The organism is Phycisphaerales bacterium, assembly GCA_020852515.1.
In the GTDB taxonomy this organism is placed as follows: Bacteria; Planctomycetota; Phycisphaerae; order Phycisphaerales; family UBA5793; genus UBA5793.
In genome coordinates this window covers 408,819-424,586 of sequence record JADZAS010000015.1, presented here as the reverse complement: position 1 = coordinate 424,586, position 15,768 = coordinate 408,819, and the positions used below count along the sequence as shown (strand labels likewise).

The 15,768-nt window shown below is 65.7% G+C and carries 9 protein-coding genes; 3 read left to right on the top strand and 6 right to left on the bottom strand.

Annotation, left to right across the window (positions count from 1 at the left end):
- Nucleotide 1: 1 nt before the first annotated feature.
- The 3 genes from IT430_11645 to IT430_11635 form a co-directional block, all read right to left on the bottom strand.
- Nucleotides 2–1,585, bottom strand: coding sequence for an exo-alpha-sialidase (locus IT430_11645; GenBank protein MCC6908589.1), 1,584 nt, complete (start codon nucleotides 1,583–1,585; stop codon nucleotides 2–4).
- Nucleotides 1,586–1,848: 263 nt separating this feature from the next.
- Entirely contained in the window at nucleotides 1,849–3,219 is a 1,371-nt protein-coding gene (locus IT430_11640; protein MCC6908588.1) for a hypothetical protein, read from the bottom strand.
- Between the two features lie 82 nt (nucleotides 3,220–3,301).
- Nucleotides 3,302–5,734: a hypothetical protein gene (locus IT430_11635; protein MCC6908587.1), complete on the bottom strand. Its 2,433-nt coding sequence runs from the start codon at nucleotides 5,732–5,734 to the stop codon at nucleotides 3,302–3,304.
- A gap of 583 nt (nucleotides 5,735–6,317) precedes the next feature.
- On the opposite strand from IT430_11635, the gene IT430_11630 reads away from it, so the two are divergent.
- The 3 genes from IT430_11630 to IT430_11620 all read left to right on the top strand — a co-directional run bounded on the left by IT430_11630 (nucleotide 6,318) and on the right by IT430_11620 (nucleotide 9,657).
- Nucleotides 6,318–7,823 carry a HEAT repeat domain-containing protein gene (locus IT430_11630; protein ID MCC6908586.1) on the top strand — a complete coding sequence of 502 codons (1,506 nt, stop codon included), beginning with the start codon at nucleotides 6,318–6,320 and terminating at the stop codon, nucleotides 7,821–7,823.
- 26 nt (nucleotides 7,824–7,849) lie between these two features.
- A complete protein-coding gene (gene mutM / locus IT430_11625; GenBank protein MCC6908585.1) occupies nucleotides 7,850–8,809 on the top strand; it encodes a bifunctional DNA-formamidopyrimidine glycosylase/DNA-(apurinic or apyrimidinic site) lyase in 960 nt (319 codons plus the stop codon).
- A 347-nt stretch (nucleotides 8,810–9,156) separates the two neighbouring features.
- Nucleotides 9,157–9,657, top strand: a complete 501-nt coding sequence (locus IT430_11620) for a hypothetical protein (protein ID MCC6908584.1) — start codon at nucleotides 9,157–9,159, stop codon at nucleotides 9,655–9,657.
- A gap of 23 nt (nucleotides 9,658–9,680) precedes the next feature.
- Here IT430_11620 and dnaA read toward each other — a convergent pair whose 3' ends face one another.
- The 3 genes from dnaA to IT430_11605 form a co-directional block, all read right to left on the bottom strand.
- A complete protein-coding gene (dnaA, locus tag IT430_11615; protein MCC6908583.1) occupies nucleotides 9,681–11,183 on the bottom strand; it encodes a chromosomal replication initiator protein DnaA in 1,503 nt (500 codons plus the stop codon).
- A 195-nt stretch (nucleotides 11,184–11,378) separates the two neighbouring features.
- On the bottom strand, nucleotides 11,379–12,296 hold the full coding sequence (locus tag IT430_11610) for an MBL fold metallo-hydrolase (protein ID MCC6908582.1): 918 nt from the start codon (nucleotides 12,294–12,296) through the stop codon (nucleotides 11,379–11,381).
- A gap of 184 nt (nucleotides 12,297–12,480) precedes the next feature.
- A complete protein-coding gene (locus tag IT430_11605; GenBank protein MCC6908581.1) occupies nucleotides 12,481–15,471 on the bottom strand; it encodes a hypothetical protein in 2,991 nt (996 codons plus the stop codon).
- Nucleotides 15,472–15,768 lie beyond the last annotated feature (297 nt).

Sequence of the window (15,768 nt, the reverse complement as noted above, 5' to 3'; positions counted from 1 at the left end):
ATCACTGCACGTCGGCTTCGAGCACGTTGCTGGCGTTCTGCCGCTGGATGGCCTGGAAGTAGATGTGCTGGCCGCGCGACTGCGGCGGCATGGTGACCATCCAAGACACATCGCCGTTGGCGTCCGCCGCGCGCGGCCCGACGGCCAGGCGCGGCTGGGCGAGATTCACCGGCACATCCAGTTGCGGCACGTCTGTGTAGCCCGCGCCGGCCAGGCTGTAGACGATCCACACGCGCTCGCCCGGGCGGCACTCGCTCACGCTGAACTGCGCCGGCTGGCCGGCGAAGAGGTCCGTCGATTCGAGCACCATCGGGTGCAGGCGGCGGTAGTAAATGTCCTGCTCGCCGTTGTACGTCGCCGCGTGCACGAAACTCATCGAACCGTTGTCCGAGCGCGCGTGGAAATAGTCGCCCATCTTGCGCTGCTGCGGCCAACCGACGCGCGAGTCGAACTGGTCGCCCACGGCGCGGCTGGGCGACCACGTCGCGCCGCCGTCATACGAGTGCGCGTAATAGAGGCGCGAGAGACGGTGCCCGGGGTCGTCGCGCGTGTCAAACCACGCCGCGTCGAGCCGGCCGCCGGGCGCGAGCGACATCGCCGCCATCCACTGGTAATCCTGGCCCGGCGCATCATCGTTGACGCGGATCGGCGCGCTCCACGTCTGGCCGCGATCGGTGCTGCGCGAGAACATGACGTCGGCCACGTCGTTGGAAGTCTCGGATGAACTGAGCACGTACACCCAGCCGCGCTGCGGCCCGTCACGATGATCGGTGGCGATCCACACCTGGCTCGCCCCGCCGTCCGGGTTGACCGGCGGCTGCCAGACCATGCCGCCCAGCGGCACCGTGACCTCAGGCGTGAAACTCGGCGTCGCGTTTGGATCGCCCGCGTTGTCGGAGCGCCGCACCTTCACGCCCGCGTTCTCCCACCAGCCGATGTAGACCTCGGCGTCGGGCCCGATGCCGATGTGCGCGAAGATGCTCGCGCCCACGTCCCAGCGGCTCCAGGTCTGCCCGCCGTCGGTGCTGCGGGCAAACTCGCCAGGGAACTGCCAGATGCCGTAGTGGTGGCCGGAGAGGTAGTCGATCTCGTACCAGTTCTTGTCGGCGGAACTGTTGCGCATGAACACTGGCTCCTCCCACGAGAAGCCGCCCGTGTCGCTGCGGTACGTTGCCACGCCGAGGTGGTTGCCTCGGAAGATGAGGCTGTTGTAAAAGAACACGCCGTTCCAATCGACCGCGAGCACGGGGTCAGACTGCTGTGCGTTGGGCGCATCGGGCGGCGGAGGCAGCGTGCCTTCATTGAACCACGACAGCCCGCCATCGGTGCTCACCGCGACCCCGGCGTAGCGGGCGTCGGAGTTGATGGTGGGAAACTGCCGCCAGCCGGCGACGAGGTGCAGGGGGTTGGTCGGGTCGATGGCGAAACTCGGCTCGTTGGCCGCATCGCCGGGGATGTTCATCCCGTTGGCGTCGAGGTTGACCTGCACGCCTTGCTGAGCCGCCGCCGAGACCGTGAACGCGGCCGCGATGACGAGGGCGCTGCACCCCGCGCCCACCCGCCCCACCAATCTGAGATGCTGCATGACCCGACTCCCCTTTCGCGATTGACCCGGGCGGCGGCGCGGCCACAGGCGCCAAAAACCTGCATCCCTGCGGGTTTGCCGCACAGGTTCGCTCTCTCTCAACCGCTGTCGGGGCCGGGTTGTTCCAACTGAACAGCGCCAGCCGCGGCGGGCGGCATGGGGCCCACCGGCTCCTGTCTCGATGCCTTGATGCCTTGATGCCTTGATGCCTTTCCCCTAATGCCCAGTGCCTAGTGCCTAATGCCTCTCTTCATGCCTGGCCTCTACTCAAACTCATGCACCACCAACTGGCTGATCGCGCACTCGTTCTGGACGACGGCCTGGAAGAGGATGGTCTGCCCGCGGGCGACGAGGGGGACGGTGCGGGTGATGGCGGCCACGCCGTTGCCGTCGGCGATGGCGCTGCCGATGATGGTTGGCTGATCGAGTTGCAGCGCGTTCTGCTGGAGGTCGCAGCCGGGGATGCGCGTGCCCCCGCCGTGTTTGCTGTAGAGAAATACGACCCGTGCGCTTGGCGTCGCGTTGGTCACGCTGAGGGCGTTCGCCTCGCCGGCGCGGCCGGGCGCGGGGGCGGCGAGGTCCAGCGAGGGATCGACGGGCGTGAGCAGGAGCGCGAAGTAATCAAGGGTTCCCCTTATGTTCGCCGCGACGGACATCTGTCCGGCGTCATTGATATGGCCACGATCGAGCCGCCAGTCTTCACGGGTGCGCGGCGGCATCAGGTCTTTGAGCAGGCGCATGGGATGGCCAGACTCGCGGATGAACATTTCGCGCGTGGTAGCGAAGTCGCCGATCGCGCCAATGACGTGGCCGGCATTGTTGATATCCTGGCCCCAGCTGTATGCACCGTATCGTCCATCGTGAATGTCAATGATGCGACCGTCGATCCACACCACTGCATGCCCGTTGCCATTGGCCGCTTCTGACCGACCCACAATCTGGCCGAGGTCATTGATCGCTTCGGCGCGACTTCCTTGGCCCGAGAGTGAACCCAGGTCGATCATCTCGCCATTGCGCCACAGCAGGGCATTTACCTGAAGGTCAAACCCCCCGCCATAACCAATCGCCTCGCTCTTCTCGTTGATATCATTTGCGCCCCTCGAGTAAAGCTCAGGCGGCGCTGCCGGGAGCGCGGTCATTACACCGTTCTCCCAAAGAAACCCACGATCTGCATAGTTCCCGAACTCGTACTCCGAGTCTCCGACGATCTGGCCCTGATTGTTGATCGCGCCGGCCCCGCTGGACTCACCCCCCAACGTCCCAAGCTCGATCATGATTCCATTGCGCCACAAGAACGCATGGCCGACGAAGATGCTTCCACCCGGTTCGAAGCCGGACGAGCCCACGACCTCGCCGACTTCATTAATGTCTCTGGCGCTGCCCAGGTCGCCGCCGAGCGTTCCGAGGTCGATGACGCCACCATCTCGCGGCCAGAGAGCCGGTCGAGGAAGCCAGAAGCTCTCCAAGGGCGCTTGCCCAACGGTATCCCCGAACAGATTTAGCCCGTCGGCGACATCAGATGCCAGTGATTCGTTCTGTGAACGCAATTGGATCGTCGCATACCGGTATTCCTGAGACAACACGGAAGAGCAGATCATGAGAATTGATAACTGGATAACGGTTCCAAACCGCATTTGTCGCATGGTGGCGGGCCTTTCAAAAAAGTGAACGCAATGGTCTGGAGCGGCTCTCGCCGCTCCAGACAGAGAGAGTCACTCACTGCCCGCCGCAGCCGGGGCAGACTTCACTCTCATCGCACCCGAATGCATGGGGCGCGAAGTTGGCGATCTTGTAGGTCGCGCCCGTCGTCTCATACGCCTCCATGATCGGAGTGTAGCGGTTCGTGTAGTTGCCTGACTCGAACAGATCCTCGTCGTTGCGCACCTGGGTGGCGCGAAGTCCCTCGACGAGGAAGCGGCTGGGCTGTCCGACTGATCCCTTGTCCCACTGGAGCGTGGACCAGCACAGTCCGACGAAGTCCGCATCATTGAACTCGCCGAAGAGATCGTCGATGCGGAAGCCGGCCTCCAATCCGACGGGATTCCAACGGTCTGCGTCAGACTCCCAGCGGTTGATGAAATCTTCCCAACTCTCTCCCGTCGGTGGATTCGTAGTGCCCCAGAAGAACATCTGGTGGATCTGGATGTTGGTGACGCCGAACGGATCGACTTCCTCAAGCCACCAGTCATCATTCTGAAAGTCCGCCATAGCCCCGACTTCCGTCGAGATGCGCCAGTTCGGCACGTCCCAAGGCGCGCCCGTCTCATCCACCAGGCGCTGAATGGCGTCCAGCGCCGGCTGCGCCTCATTGTAATGCACATGCATCGAGAAGTATGCCTGGTTGGAGTTGCACCAGTCAGCCACCTTGGTCGTCAGGTAACGACCTGCGTCATTCGGGTCCTGGGCCTCGTATCCGTTGTACACGTTGCCATCGCTGATCCCGCAACTGGTCATCCGCAGCGGCCGACCGGCCAGGGCCGATCCTTCCAGCGCCGCCCACAGCATCTCCGCCTGCCAGTCCTGCACCGCACTCACCGCGAGCGCCTTGCAGTTGGCCGGCAGATACTGAAACAACGTACCTTCATCGAATGAATCACAATCGAACTCATCCTCGCGGAACCGATAGCCCCGCGCCCCGCCGAAAGATTCGTTGCCCCATTGCAGGTAGTCAATGCAGCGCGCGAATCGGTACGCGAAGAGCCGCAGATCATCGAGCGCCGCCTGCTTCTCCTGCGGCGCTTCGGGGTCGGGAAGGGCTTCGCTGTCGCCGAACTCCTCCGGCCCCATCATCGAGTGCACCCGAATCAGGATCTCCGAGGTCAGATTCTCGTTGGCGCGGCCCTCGCCCGTGCCCCAACTGGTCACGGCAGTATGGAATCCAGTGCATGAAGCGCAGTCATCCACTTCCGGATGCAGAATGTCTTCGACCCAGTACTCGCCGGCGATTGATTCCGGCCGGTCTTCAATGCCTGCCGGTCCGACGTTCACGCCCAGGCGCACGAGTTGAGCCGGATCGATAGCCCCTTCGGGGTCCGCTGATGAATTGGGCGAGTGCAAGCCGACGCGCATGTTCTCAGCCCAGTCAAGAAGCCAGTTGTCATTGCTGTCCAGATTCTCCGGATCGTCGAGAATCTCGCGGTAGTCCGGCTCGCCGTTGTTGTCTACGTCATACGGAATCACCAGGCACGGCAGCGGGTCGCCCGTGCCGCCCGCTTTGTAACTGCCGCCGATCCAGCCGGCGTTGTTGATGGCCCGGCCGGAGGCGATCACATCCGTCGCACCGCGCATCAGGGTGATGCTGTCAAGCAGGTCAGCGCTGTTGATGCTGCCGCGCTTGTTCCAGATGGCCACACCGGCCGTACCGTCGGTGCGCATGATGACCATCTCGCCCTCGTCGTTGAGGTCCATCACTGCGGCATCCGCCCCCGCGGCGAACGGCTCGACGGTGTACACGCCCGGTGTCAGCGGCGTCCAAAGCGCCGCCAGAAATTCGCCGTCGTCATCCACCCAACCCCCGATGTAACCGCCATCGTTGATGGCAAGCGCGCCGCTGGCGTCAAACGGGTTCGGATGAATGTCCGTCAGCGTATCGGGCACCCAGGTGTACGCGTGCGACACGCTGCTCACGAGGTGCCAGCCGACGACCTTGCCGCTCGAGTTGACTCCGCAGGCGGCGCTCGATGTGGTCGAAGCCGGATTCCAGTAGTTGTACTCGTCTTCCCAGACGAGCGAATGATTGTCGCCTGAATCCTTGTAGTTGCAGGCGATCCGCTCGGAGGCGTTCACTCCGTTGCCGTGGATCGGGGTCTCGACATCAAAGATGTAGCCGTCGAAGTCGCCATCGGATGACCAGACCGCGCCCAAATCCTCGTCGAGCGTGGTGTCGTGCGCATAGCCGACGATCATCGGCGGGTCGTCGCTGTTGAGGCTCAGCGCTCCGCCGGCATCGGCGCCCGTGGGCAGGTCGAGCATCGTGACGCCACCCGCAGGATCGAAGAAGAACGGGTACTCGACTTCGGCGGAGTCGTTCCACATCCAGCCGACCGCCTGCCCTGCTTCGTTGAGCGCCATCACTTCGCCGGAGGAATAGCCGCTGGGCGGCGCAATGCGCACAGGCACGAACGGCTTGAAGATCGGCGTGGTCAGCATCTCGCTCTCCGCTTCCGCGCTGCCCGCCGACACGGCGGCAGCAGCGGCTTCCACCCCGACTGTCGGTGCGGCCCACCTTCCCTCCCAAGTGGCCGCCGAGTTGACGTGCCAAACGGTTTCGCCCGCAGCCGCCAGCAAGATTGTACTGGCTCCGAGCAGCGAGATGGTCGAGAATCCACTGTGAACGCGCTTGAAAGGACGTCTCATAGGACGCCTCCTTCGAAGAGGGCGGCGACAAATTCGCCATCGACAGATGACGACTCCATCCACCGCAACACCGACTGAGAACGGCGCCAGTAGCCCCTGCGACCCGCGGCCACCCCGCGCCATGGGCGACAGCATGCAGTAACGCGGCTCCAACGTACCTGCGGAACGCCACACCGTCGAGAACAAAGCGCCATAACGACACTTGATCAGGGTGGATTTCTCGTGGTTTGAGGCACGCAACCGGTGAACTGCGATGGGCTCGCCGCTCAGTACATCCCCGCCGGGCTGGCGGACAAGGTGATGTCGTCGATCTGACCAGCTCGCTACCTGGACGCTGCCCCGGACCGGCTTTCGCGGCCGGCTCCTACGATTGTCCGTGCTCGCCTGTGTCATCCTCTTTCTCGTCGCAGCGCTGCTCGGCGCCGTCGGCGTGCTCGTCCTCTACCGGGCCGGCTTTGCCGACCGCTCGCGCGGGCGGCCGCGGTGCCCGAGTTGCTGGTACGACATGACCGGCAGCCGGGGGTTTGTGTGTCCCGAGTGCGGCCACGACGCCCGGAGGCAGCGCAACCTCCTGCGCACGCGCCGCTACCGCATGCAGGCCCTGCTGGGCGCTTTGCTGATCGTGTGCGGCTCGACGCTGGCGGTCCTGCCGCGGGTGCAGGAGCAGGGCTGGACGGCGCTGATCCCCACCACCGCATTGATGATCGTCATGCCCTGGACCGACAACCCATGGGTGCTCGACGAGGCGGACGCCCGGGTGAACGCATCGAACCCGGAGTGGTTCCGCCGCCACAACCGCGAGATCTCCGAGTACGGCCGGTTCTTTGCGCACCGCTGCGCGGCGATCATCGAAGCCGGTCGCCCCACCCGGCTGCGGGCGGTGCAGCTCATCTCCGACATGCGTCTGCGCGATGACGTCGCCGAGCGGGCACTGCTGCTGGCAACGGAGGATGCGGATCCGACGATTCGCATCGAGTCGCTCAATGCGCTTTCGCTCATCGCCGGGGCGGACCACATCGTCGATGCCGGCCGCTGCGCCCGGCGCGTGGCTGGGTGCTTGAGCGACAGCCGCGTGGCGGTGCGGACGCGTGCGGCGCGGGTTTTTGACTTCCTTCGGCCGCTGCATCCCGATGCGATCGAGCCGCTGGTCGAGGCGCTGGCCGACGAGCGGGCTGAGGTTCGATCGGAAGTGTGCGATGTGCTGGGCAAGTTCGGCAGCATGGCCGAGGTGGCGGCGCCGAAGCTGACCGAACTCATCGACGACCCGTCCAGCATGGTGGGGGCCAACGCCATTCGCGCACTCGGGCGACTTGGGCTTGCGGCCACTCCGGCGGTGGATGAGATCATCGCGGCGATCGATGCGGATGACCGTCGAATGGATGCGGCCCTGCGGGCGCTGCAGCTGCTTGGCCCGGTGGCGCGCCCGGCCGTGCCGCGCCTGACACTGCTGCTCACCGAGCCGCGCGTCATGGACTACCGGCGCGTGGCCGCACTGGAAGCGCTGCTCGCGATCGACTCCTACGACCCCGAGGTGCTTGCGAGCCTGGAGATTGCGTCGCGGGTGCCGGTGGAGCAGGTGCGGTATCGAGTGGCCAGCGAGATCGGCCGCTACCGGGCGGATGAGCCGCTGCAGGTGCGGATCCTTGTGGGCCTGCTGGGCGATGAATCGCTCATGGTGCGGCAGGAGGCGGCGCTGTCCATCGGCCGGCTCACGCCGCTGAGGCCGGGAGAGATCGAACTTCTGCGCGGCCTGGCGGCCGACCCGGAGTTCATCGGCTGGGAGCAGGCCCAGAGCGCCCTGGGCCGCGCGCTGGAGTGGACCGCGGTGGATACTCTTGGTGACAAGAGCATTGATGACCTCCCCGCCGAATCTCGCCGTTAGCGCCCACGTCCTTTGCACCTGTTGCCATGCCTGAACTGCCTGAAGTTGAACATCTGCGCCTGACGCTGGCGCCACGACTGCTCGGCCGGCGGATCGAGCGCGTCCTGGTGCATCGCCCTGATGTGGTGCGCGCGGGGAGCAGGATCGCCGCCGACGCCTTGCCGCGTCTGCTGCTCGAGGGCCGGCGGGTCGCCGAGTTGCGGCGGCGCGGCAAGCAACTGGCGATCATTGCCGAGGACGGCGCCGTGCTGCTGGTCCAGCTGGGCATGACGGGGCAGGTGGTGTACGTCGGCGCCGGGGCGCAGCCGCGGCGCGGCGATCATGTTCACATCACCTGGCTGCTCGACGGCCAGCCAGACGGCGAGCGGGTCATCTTCCGCGATGCGCGTCGCTTCGGTGCGCTGACGCCGTTCGAATCGCTCGAGGCGGTGCAGGCCGGCCCGTGGTCGCGGCTGGGGCCCGATGCTCTGGCGATCAGTCAGCGGGAGTTGAAACCGGCCCTGGCGGGTACGCGACGGGCGATCAAGGCGGCGCTGCTCGACCAGGCGGTGCTCGCCGGAGTGGGGAACATCTATGCTGATGAATCGCTGATCCGCGCGGAGATTCATCCGCTCTGCCCTGCCAGCGATCTGGATGCAGTGCAGGTAAGGCGACTGGCCCAGGCGATCCGCACCACCCTTCGGCGATCGATCAGTGCCGGCGGCACGACGCTGCGCGACTACGTGGATGGCAACGGCCGAGGCGGCCGCAACCGCCCGGACCTGCTCGCGTACGCCCGGGCCGGCGAGCCTTGCCGCGGATGCGGTGAGCCGCTGCTACATCTTGTGGTCGCCCAGCGGACGACGACGTTCTGCCCCCGATGCCAACCCCTGAGGCCATCCACCAGTTATCCACATGCACCGGCGCGAGGTCGAACACTGCGGACGCGGCCGACCGGAAGTGCGGCGGGCCGAGCCGGCAGAGGCGCCAAGACCAGGATAGGATGAAGAAATATCTCTTCATCTCCGTTTAATACCCTGTTAATGAGTGCACAGCAACCTCATCCCCGGCTGCAAGTGCCGCTTTTGCCACCAGTTGCGATGAATGGACGATTGTGGATAGCCTGTCAAGTCGCTGGCGCGAAGCATCGGGCAGCGCCTCGAACCCCACGGAGTTTCGTGGATGAACGGCTCGCCGATGGTGGACCGCAAGCCATCCCGCTCGGTCGGCTGTCGGGTCGGCACGGTGCAGCGCGCCGTTCCCAACAAGTTGTGCACAATGACAGTCAGGCTGAATTGATCCGGCGCGAGACGCCAGCGGGGCCAGTCAGCCTCGCTGATCGAGGGGTGTAACCATGGCGGGACAGACGCAAATAACTGAAGATGCGGCGGATAGCAGGACCGGGCAGATCGAGGCGGCGATCCGGCAGGCGCGGCTGGTTGTCGGGGCCATGGCGCTTGGAGCGCTCACCTTCGCCGCGATCGTGCTGGGACTGAGCGCCAGCCGCGGCCCGCTGATGGGCGCGAACCAGTCGCTCCCTGTGTTTCTCGGCGCGATCTCGGTGCTTGTGATGGTTCTGAATCTCGTCATCGGCCTGGTCATCGTGCGACGCGTTGACGCGAAGGCTCGCCGTGGCGAAGTCGTCGTCACATCGCAGGTGTCTGGCGCCGTACTCACCTTTGCGGCACTGATCCAGGCGCCGACGCTCCTGGCCGCGGTGGCGGCGCTGCTCGGCGGGCCGCCGTATCTGCTCATCGCGCTGGTGGGCAGCGCCATTCTGCTGGCTCAGTGGATCCGCCTGCCGGATCGCATGCGCGACATGGCGGGCGGTTCATCATGGGCGACGTGGCGCTGAAGGCCCGGCCAGGATGACGGTGCTCAAGACAAGCGGATGGCCAGGTCGCGCTCGATCATGTCGAGGCGGCGATCCATGGCAGGATCGGTCGAGCGCATCCGGCTGATCTTCTCGACCGCGTGCATCACGGTGGTGTGGTCGCGACCGCCGAAGAAGCCACCGATCTCCTGCAGGCTGTGGCTGGTGTGGCAGCGGGCCAGGTACATGCCGACCTGTCGCGGCAGGGCGATCGACTTGTGGCGCCTCTTGGAGAAGAGGTCCGTCTGCTTGACTTCAAAGTGTCGCGCGATCGCGGCGATGATCGCCTGGATGCTGACAATGGGCGTGAGCGGCGAGGGGGCGTCGCCGAGCGCTTCGCGCGCCAGCTCGAGATCGATCTCGCGGTTCATCGCCATGGCGGTGGCCTGCAACTGCGTCAGCGCGCCCTCGAGTACGCGGATGTTCGAGTCCGTGTGGTGCGCGACGAAGCAGAGCACATCATCTGGTAGAACGAGCCCGCGCAGCCGCGACTTGATGCGCAGGATGGCCAGCCGCGTCTCGTAGCAGGGCTTGTCCATGCGCGCGACCAGGCCGGACTTGAACCGGCTGAGCAGGCGGTCTTCCAATTTCGGAATTTCGTTGGGCGCCGCATCGGAACTGAGCACGATCTGCTTGCGGCTCTGCCAGAGACTGTTAAACGTGTGGAAGAACTCTTCCTGCGTGCGCTCGTGCGCGGCGAGGAAGTGAATGTCATCGACCACGAGCACGTCGATGTCGCGGAACTTGTGGCGGAACTGGAGCATCTCGCCAGCCTGCACCGCTTCCATGAACTGGCTCACAAACCCTTCGCAGGAAACGTAGTAGATGCGGCAGTCGGGTTTGTTTGAGAGGATTGCCTGGCAGATGGCCTGGAGCAGGTGCGTCTTGCCCAGACCCACGCCGCTGTGAATGAAGAAGGGGTTGTAGGCGACGCCGGGCTGCTGGGAGACGGCGACGGCCGCCGCGTGCGCGAGGCGGTTGTTGGGCCCGACGATGTAGGTCTCGAATGAGTAGTCGGGGTTGATGACCATCTCGTCGTAGAGTGTGCCCCAGACGGTGGCGCCAGGCGTGCGCGCGGGCTCGTCTTCGAACGCCGCCGCCGCGGCGACGGGGTGGCGGGAATGGCCGTTGCCGCGGCCATTGACCGCCGTGATGGCGGTCCGCGCCGCAGGCGCCGACGCCGACGCGACGACCACGGGCGCGCGAACCGAAAGCGTGGCGACACCGCCGGCGCTCGCCGGCGTCATCTGGTCGGCTTCGTCCGACGAGATGAACACGACGCTAAGCAAGCGACCCGTAACGCTTTGCGCGGCCTCGCGGAAGATCTCGACGCACTCGCGCTGCAGGTAGCGCAGCTGCACGGGCTGAACGGCGCTGAGCGTGAGCACACCTGCGGCGAGATCGACGATCTCGATTTCTTCAAACCACTGCCGGCATCGGTCCGGATGGTGCCGCTTAAGGTGCGCAAGAATCTCGTCCCGGATCATGGGATCGGGGGAAGTGTTCATGGGCTGACACTTTCCTGAACGGAAGTCTGGTTACGGAAAACTCCACCGCCGACCGCGCTGCACCACCACGAAACTGAACGGAGCCGCTGTCACTGCCGGCGTCGGTCGGACGGGACAAAGGTAATTCTTCCTCGCGCGGTTGTCAACCCCGAATCGCGCGATTCAGGCAACTTCCGTGAGACACGCAAAAGTTTTTCAGCGCGACTCGCTCTCGATTGCTTCGGCGCACTGCTGCTCATAGCGCGCGCGATTGGCGACGTGATCCATGAGCAGGTGCACGCGGCGCGCGCCCTCCGCGCCGAGCCGATCGTGCAGCATCTTCTTGGCCGCTCCGAGGTTCGTGCGCCGCGAGATGTGCGTCAGCACCACCGCTTCGGCCTGCACGCGCTCGAGCAGTTCGGCGATGTCATCGACGTGCACGTGCTTGCCGACGACCGCGCGCTCCTTGTGGTCGGGTTCGAAGAACGTGCACTCGATGATGAGCAGTCGCGCCTTGCGCACGACATCCGCTAGCAGATGTGGTCCCGGCAGCGTGTCCCCAATATACGCCACCAGCGGCACGCGCAGCTCGCGCGTGATCTCCGTCCCGCCCAGCTTTAGATCGCGCAACTTCTCCTGAGGCAAGCCGATGAACTCCTCGCGCAACTTCGTGCGGCGCTCGACGACGCTCCAGCCGACGCTCGGGACGGTGTGATCCACTTCACACGGCCCGAGGAACAGGTTGTTCTTGATCTCGTGCGTCTCGCCCGGCGCCAGGCCGATGATCTCGTGCGATGTGCGCTGTTGTTCGAGGTCCACCCAGCCGAGCATCATGTTGCGCACCGCCGGCTCGATGCGCCGATCACACACGCACGTGCCCATGCCCATGCCCTGGAACCAGCGCTGGCTGAAGTAGTACGGGAGGCCGGCGACGTGGTCCATGTGTCCGTGCGTGATGGCGACGTACTTGGCCGAGAGCATCGGCCGGGCGCACAAGCCGATGTCAAAGCAGACCTCCAGCTCCGGGACCATGACGGCGGTGGCTTCGCCGGCGATGGAGTAGCCTTCGATGCGGTAGGGCGGAAAGTAGAGGTAGCCGAGTTGGCCGAGGCGCGGCGGCGGCTTGGGGAGCATGAGGCAATCTCCGCACCCGGGCTTTCACCCGGATGGAATGGCAGAGTCAGACGCGCCGGGCCGCAATCGCGGCGGGGCACTGCGATCATAGCCGGGCTGCTCGCGTGCCCACGCGGGGGTGGAAAAAAACAGCCCGGCCGCGCGGAGCGCGGCCGGGTGAATGAACTGCAGGATGTCGCGAGGATCAGTTGATCGTCGCCGCGACCACGTTGGACGTGTTGCGGTTCTCGATCGTCTGGATCCACACGGGCGCGCGCGGGGCGTTGTTGGGAATCACCATGTTCAGCGTCGCGACACCGGACGCGTCGGCGATCGATGAGCCGGCGAGTCTGGGCTGGGCGAGTTTGAGCGTGGCGTCGAGCGCGGGCACGTACGTCGAGCCCAGGCCGCGCGTGCTGTAGACGACGTACACGGTGGCGCCGGGCTTGGCCGCGCGCGTCGTGAACGTCTCGAGGCTGCCGCGCGTGAGCACGGTGGGCGCTTCGAGCACGAGCGCCTGGTCGGAGTCGACGCGGCCGACCCAGGTGCGCCAGTTCGTGCCCGTGCCTTCGTTGTACTCGTGGTGCGACCAGAAGACGCCGGGCTCGGCCGGATCTTCATCGACGCCGGCGTAGTCTCCCCAGCGGCCGCCGGTGTGAGCGCCGGTGCTCTCAACGAGGCGCGACTCGGCGCGGAACGTGCCGGTCGCATCGCCGGCCTTGCGCACGAAGCGAGAGACGAACGGGTAGTCGGCCGTCGATGAGCGGTTGGCGACGATGACCATGTCGCCATCGGCATCGACGCCGATGTCGCCGAACCAGGAGTACTGGCCCGCGCCGGGATCGAGATTGCCCGATTGCGTGAGCGTCGGGTTCTGGCCCGAAGTCGGCCAGCCGTTCATTGCGATTTCGTACCAGCGGACGCGGGCGATGTTGTTCTCGCCGGTGGCGTGCGCCAGGTAGAGCGAGCCGTCGCGGTGCACGCCGTGCTTGATGCGGCGGTCGATCGTCGCCAGCCGGTTCGACGAGCCGCGCTGCGGCGCGCTGGGCGGGTTCGAGAAGCCCGGCACCGTGAGATTGAACTGCGTCAGCGTCGGGTTCGTGTTGGGATTGCGCAGCGCGTACAGGCGGATCTGGTTGCTGCCCGCGGCGAAGCTCGACGCGAAGTACTGCGCCGGCGAATTCGCGTCGAAGTCGTCGGTGCTGGCGAGCGAGATGATGTCGTTGACGGTGCGGATCCAGCGCATCGTGATCGGGTTGCCGACGAGCATCGGCGCCTTTTCAAAGATGTGGATGTTGTTGCCGCCGCCGCCGAAGTAGTCGGCGCTGATGAAGTACGCATCCTCGCCGATGCCCAGGTTTTCGAAGTCAACGAACGATCCGATCGAATTGAGCGCGAAGCGATACTTGTGCCAGCCGTCCGCGGGATTGGACGTCTTGGACACGGCGATGTCCATGCGGCTCTGGCTCGAGTTGCCGCCTTCGTGTTCGGCTGCGGCGACGACGAAGCGATCGCTGTAGTGGTCGTATTGAGCGACGGGGTCGAAGACGAAGTAGTTCGCGCCCAACGAGCCCCAGAAGTCTTCGAGGTATTCTTCGGAGATCTGGTTGCCGTCCTTGTCGAGCACCATGATGCGCATGTTGACGACGCACACGACGTGGTTGGGTCCGACGGCCAGATCAGGATCCGGCGGCTGCCACTCGGTGGTCGTGAACGCCTGGAAGCCAAAATCCGGACCCGCCAGGGCCGGGAACAGTTCGCGCTCCTGCGGCTTCCAGTTCTCGGTGCGGATCGGCGGGACCGTGACGTCGTCAGCGGTCAGTTCGTGCCCGGCCGCGAGCCGCTCAACCGCGGGCGGGGCCGGAAGATCGAGTGAAGCCGGAGCCGCGACGAGCAGGCCGATGCCGGACTCGTCGTCACCGGCGCGTCCGTCCCAGGCGAACGCCAGCGTGCCGATGTCTGAAGCCGCGATGCGCTGCGCGTTGGAGGCGGCGGCGAGCGAGTGCTTGCCGTATTCCGATTGCTTCACGACTCGCGCCTCGCCCAGCGCCGCGCCGGCCGCGTCATACGTGCGCGCCATCAGCGTGGAGGGCGTGGGCACGCGCAGATCGGGCGTGACCGGCTGCTTATCGCCGTCCACGTTCCAGGCGATCACGAAATCGTCATTGCCCGCGACCGTCACCGCCGCGCCCGACTGCCAGGCGCCGGTGAATGCGGAGACGATCTGCACGCCGGAAATCGGCTGAAGGTCGGCGTCGAAGCGACGCGCGACCACGTCGTAACCCTGCGCCATTTCGCCCAGGCGCATCCAGGTGACGATGACTTCATCGCGACTGTTGATGGCCAGCGCGGGTTCGATGTGCGTCGGGCCGGCATGCTCAGGCGTCAGACGCTGGGCCGCGCCCAGGGCCGGCTCGTGGCCGGCCGCAATGGTCCGCGCCACGAGACCAGTCGGAACTCCCTTGCCGTCCACGTGATCCCACGCGACGACGAACCGGCCATCAGAGAGCGCGGCGACCGTGGCAAGGCGATCCTGCCCGCCGGCGGAGGCGCCGATCACGATCTCTTCACTCGCGGGCTGGCCGGCCGAGTCGAACAGCCGGGCCGTGGCAACGGCGCGGCCTTCCACTTCGGCGCTGCACCAGACGACGCAGATTTCACCCTTGCTGTTGATCGCGATCGACGGGTCGCACTGGGCGCCCACCGTCGTCGTGTTGACGGCGATCTCTTCGGTGACCGGCGCAAAGCCGCCGTCCTTGGCGCTGAAGGCGCGAAGGTAGATGCCCGAAGCGTCGCCGTCCTGATCGTTGGATTCCCACGCGACCCAGGCGCGGTCCTGGCCGTCGAACATGACGGCGGACTCGTGCTGCATGCCCGGCGCATGAGCGTTGATGCGCATCTCGCCGCCGATCGGCCGGCCGAGCGGATCGAAGTACTGCCCCACCACGCCGTAGGAGTACAGCTCCTGCCGCCGGCTGTCCCACACCACCAGCACGTTGCCCTTCGAGTCGATCGCCAGGCAGGCCCGGTCCTGCGCGCTGTGCGTGAAGGTGTTGGCCTGGGCCTCGTGGAAGGCGAGACGGCCCAGGTCGAGCCGGGCGTCGTCGGCCGAGGCGGCTGCGGCGGCAAAAGCGGTGATGGCGGCTGCAAATGCAAGCGGCCGCAGAAGGCGGTTCGGTCCGTGGTGGTGGGTCATGTTCTTCGATGCTCCAGGTATGTGGCTGAGGTGGACGGAGATGTCCGGAAGGTATTGACGTGGCGAAGGTTGTGAGAGGCGGTCTGATAACGCGATGGCGGGGGCGCGGCCGGGTATGGTACCGGAAGAATGCGCCCAATGGTCCACAGAGCAACGTTTTGCGCGGGGTTTTTGTTCCCATTTGCGTCCGGAGTGTGTGGAGGCGCGACTGATTGCCGGCCCATAGCCCTCGGCGGCAGCCGACGGTTCCGTGCAGTGGAGGAGACAGCCCCGCCGTGCCGCTCCCCCACGCGCGGG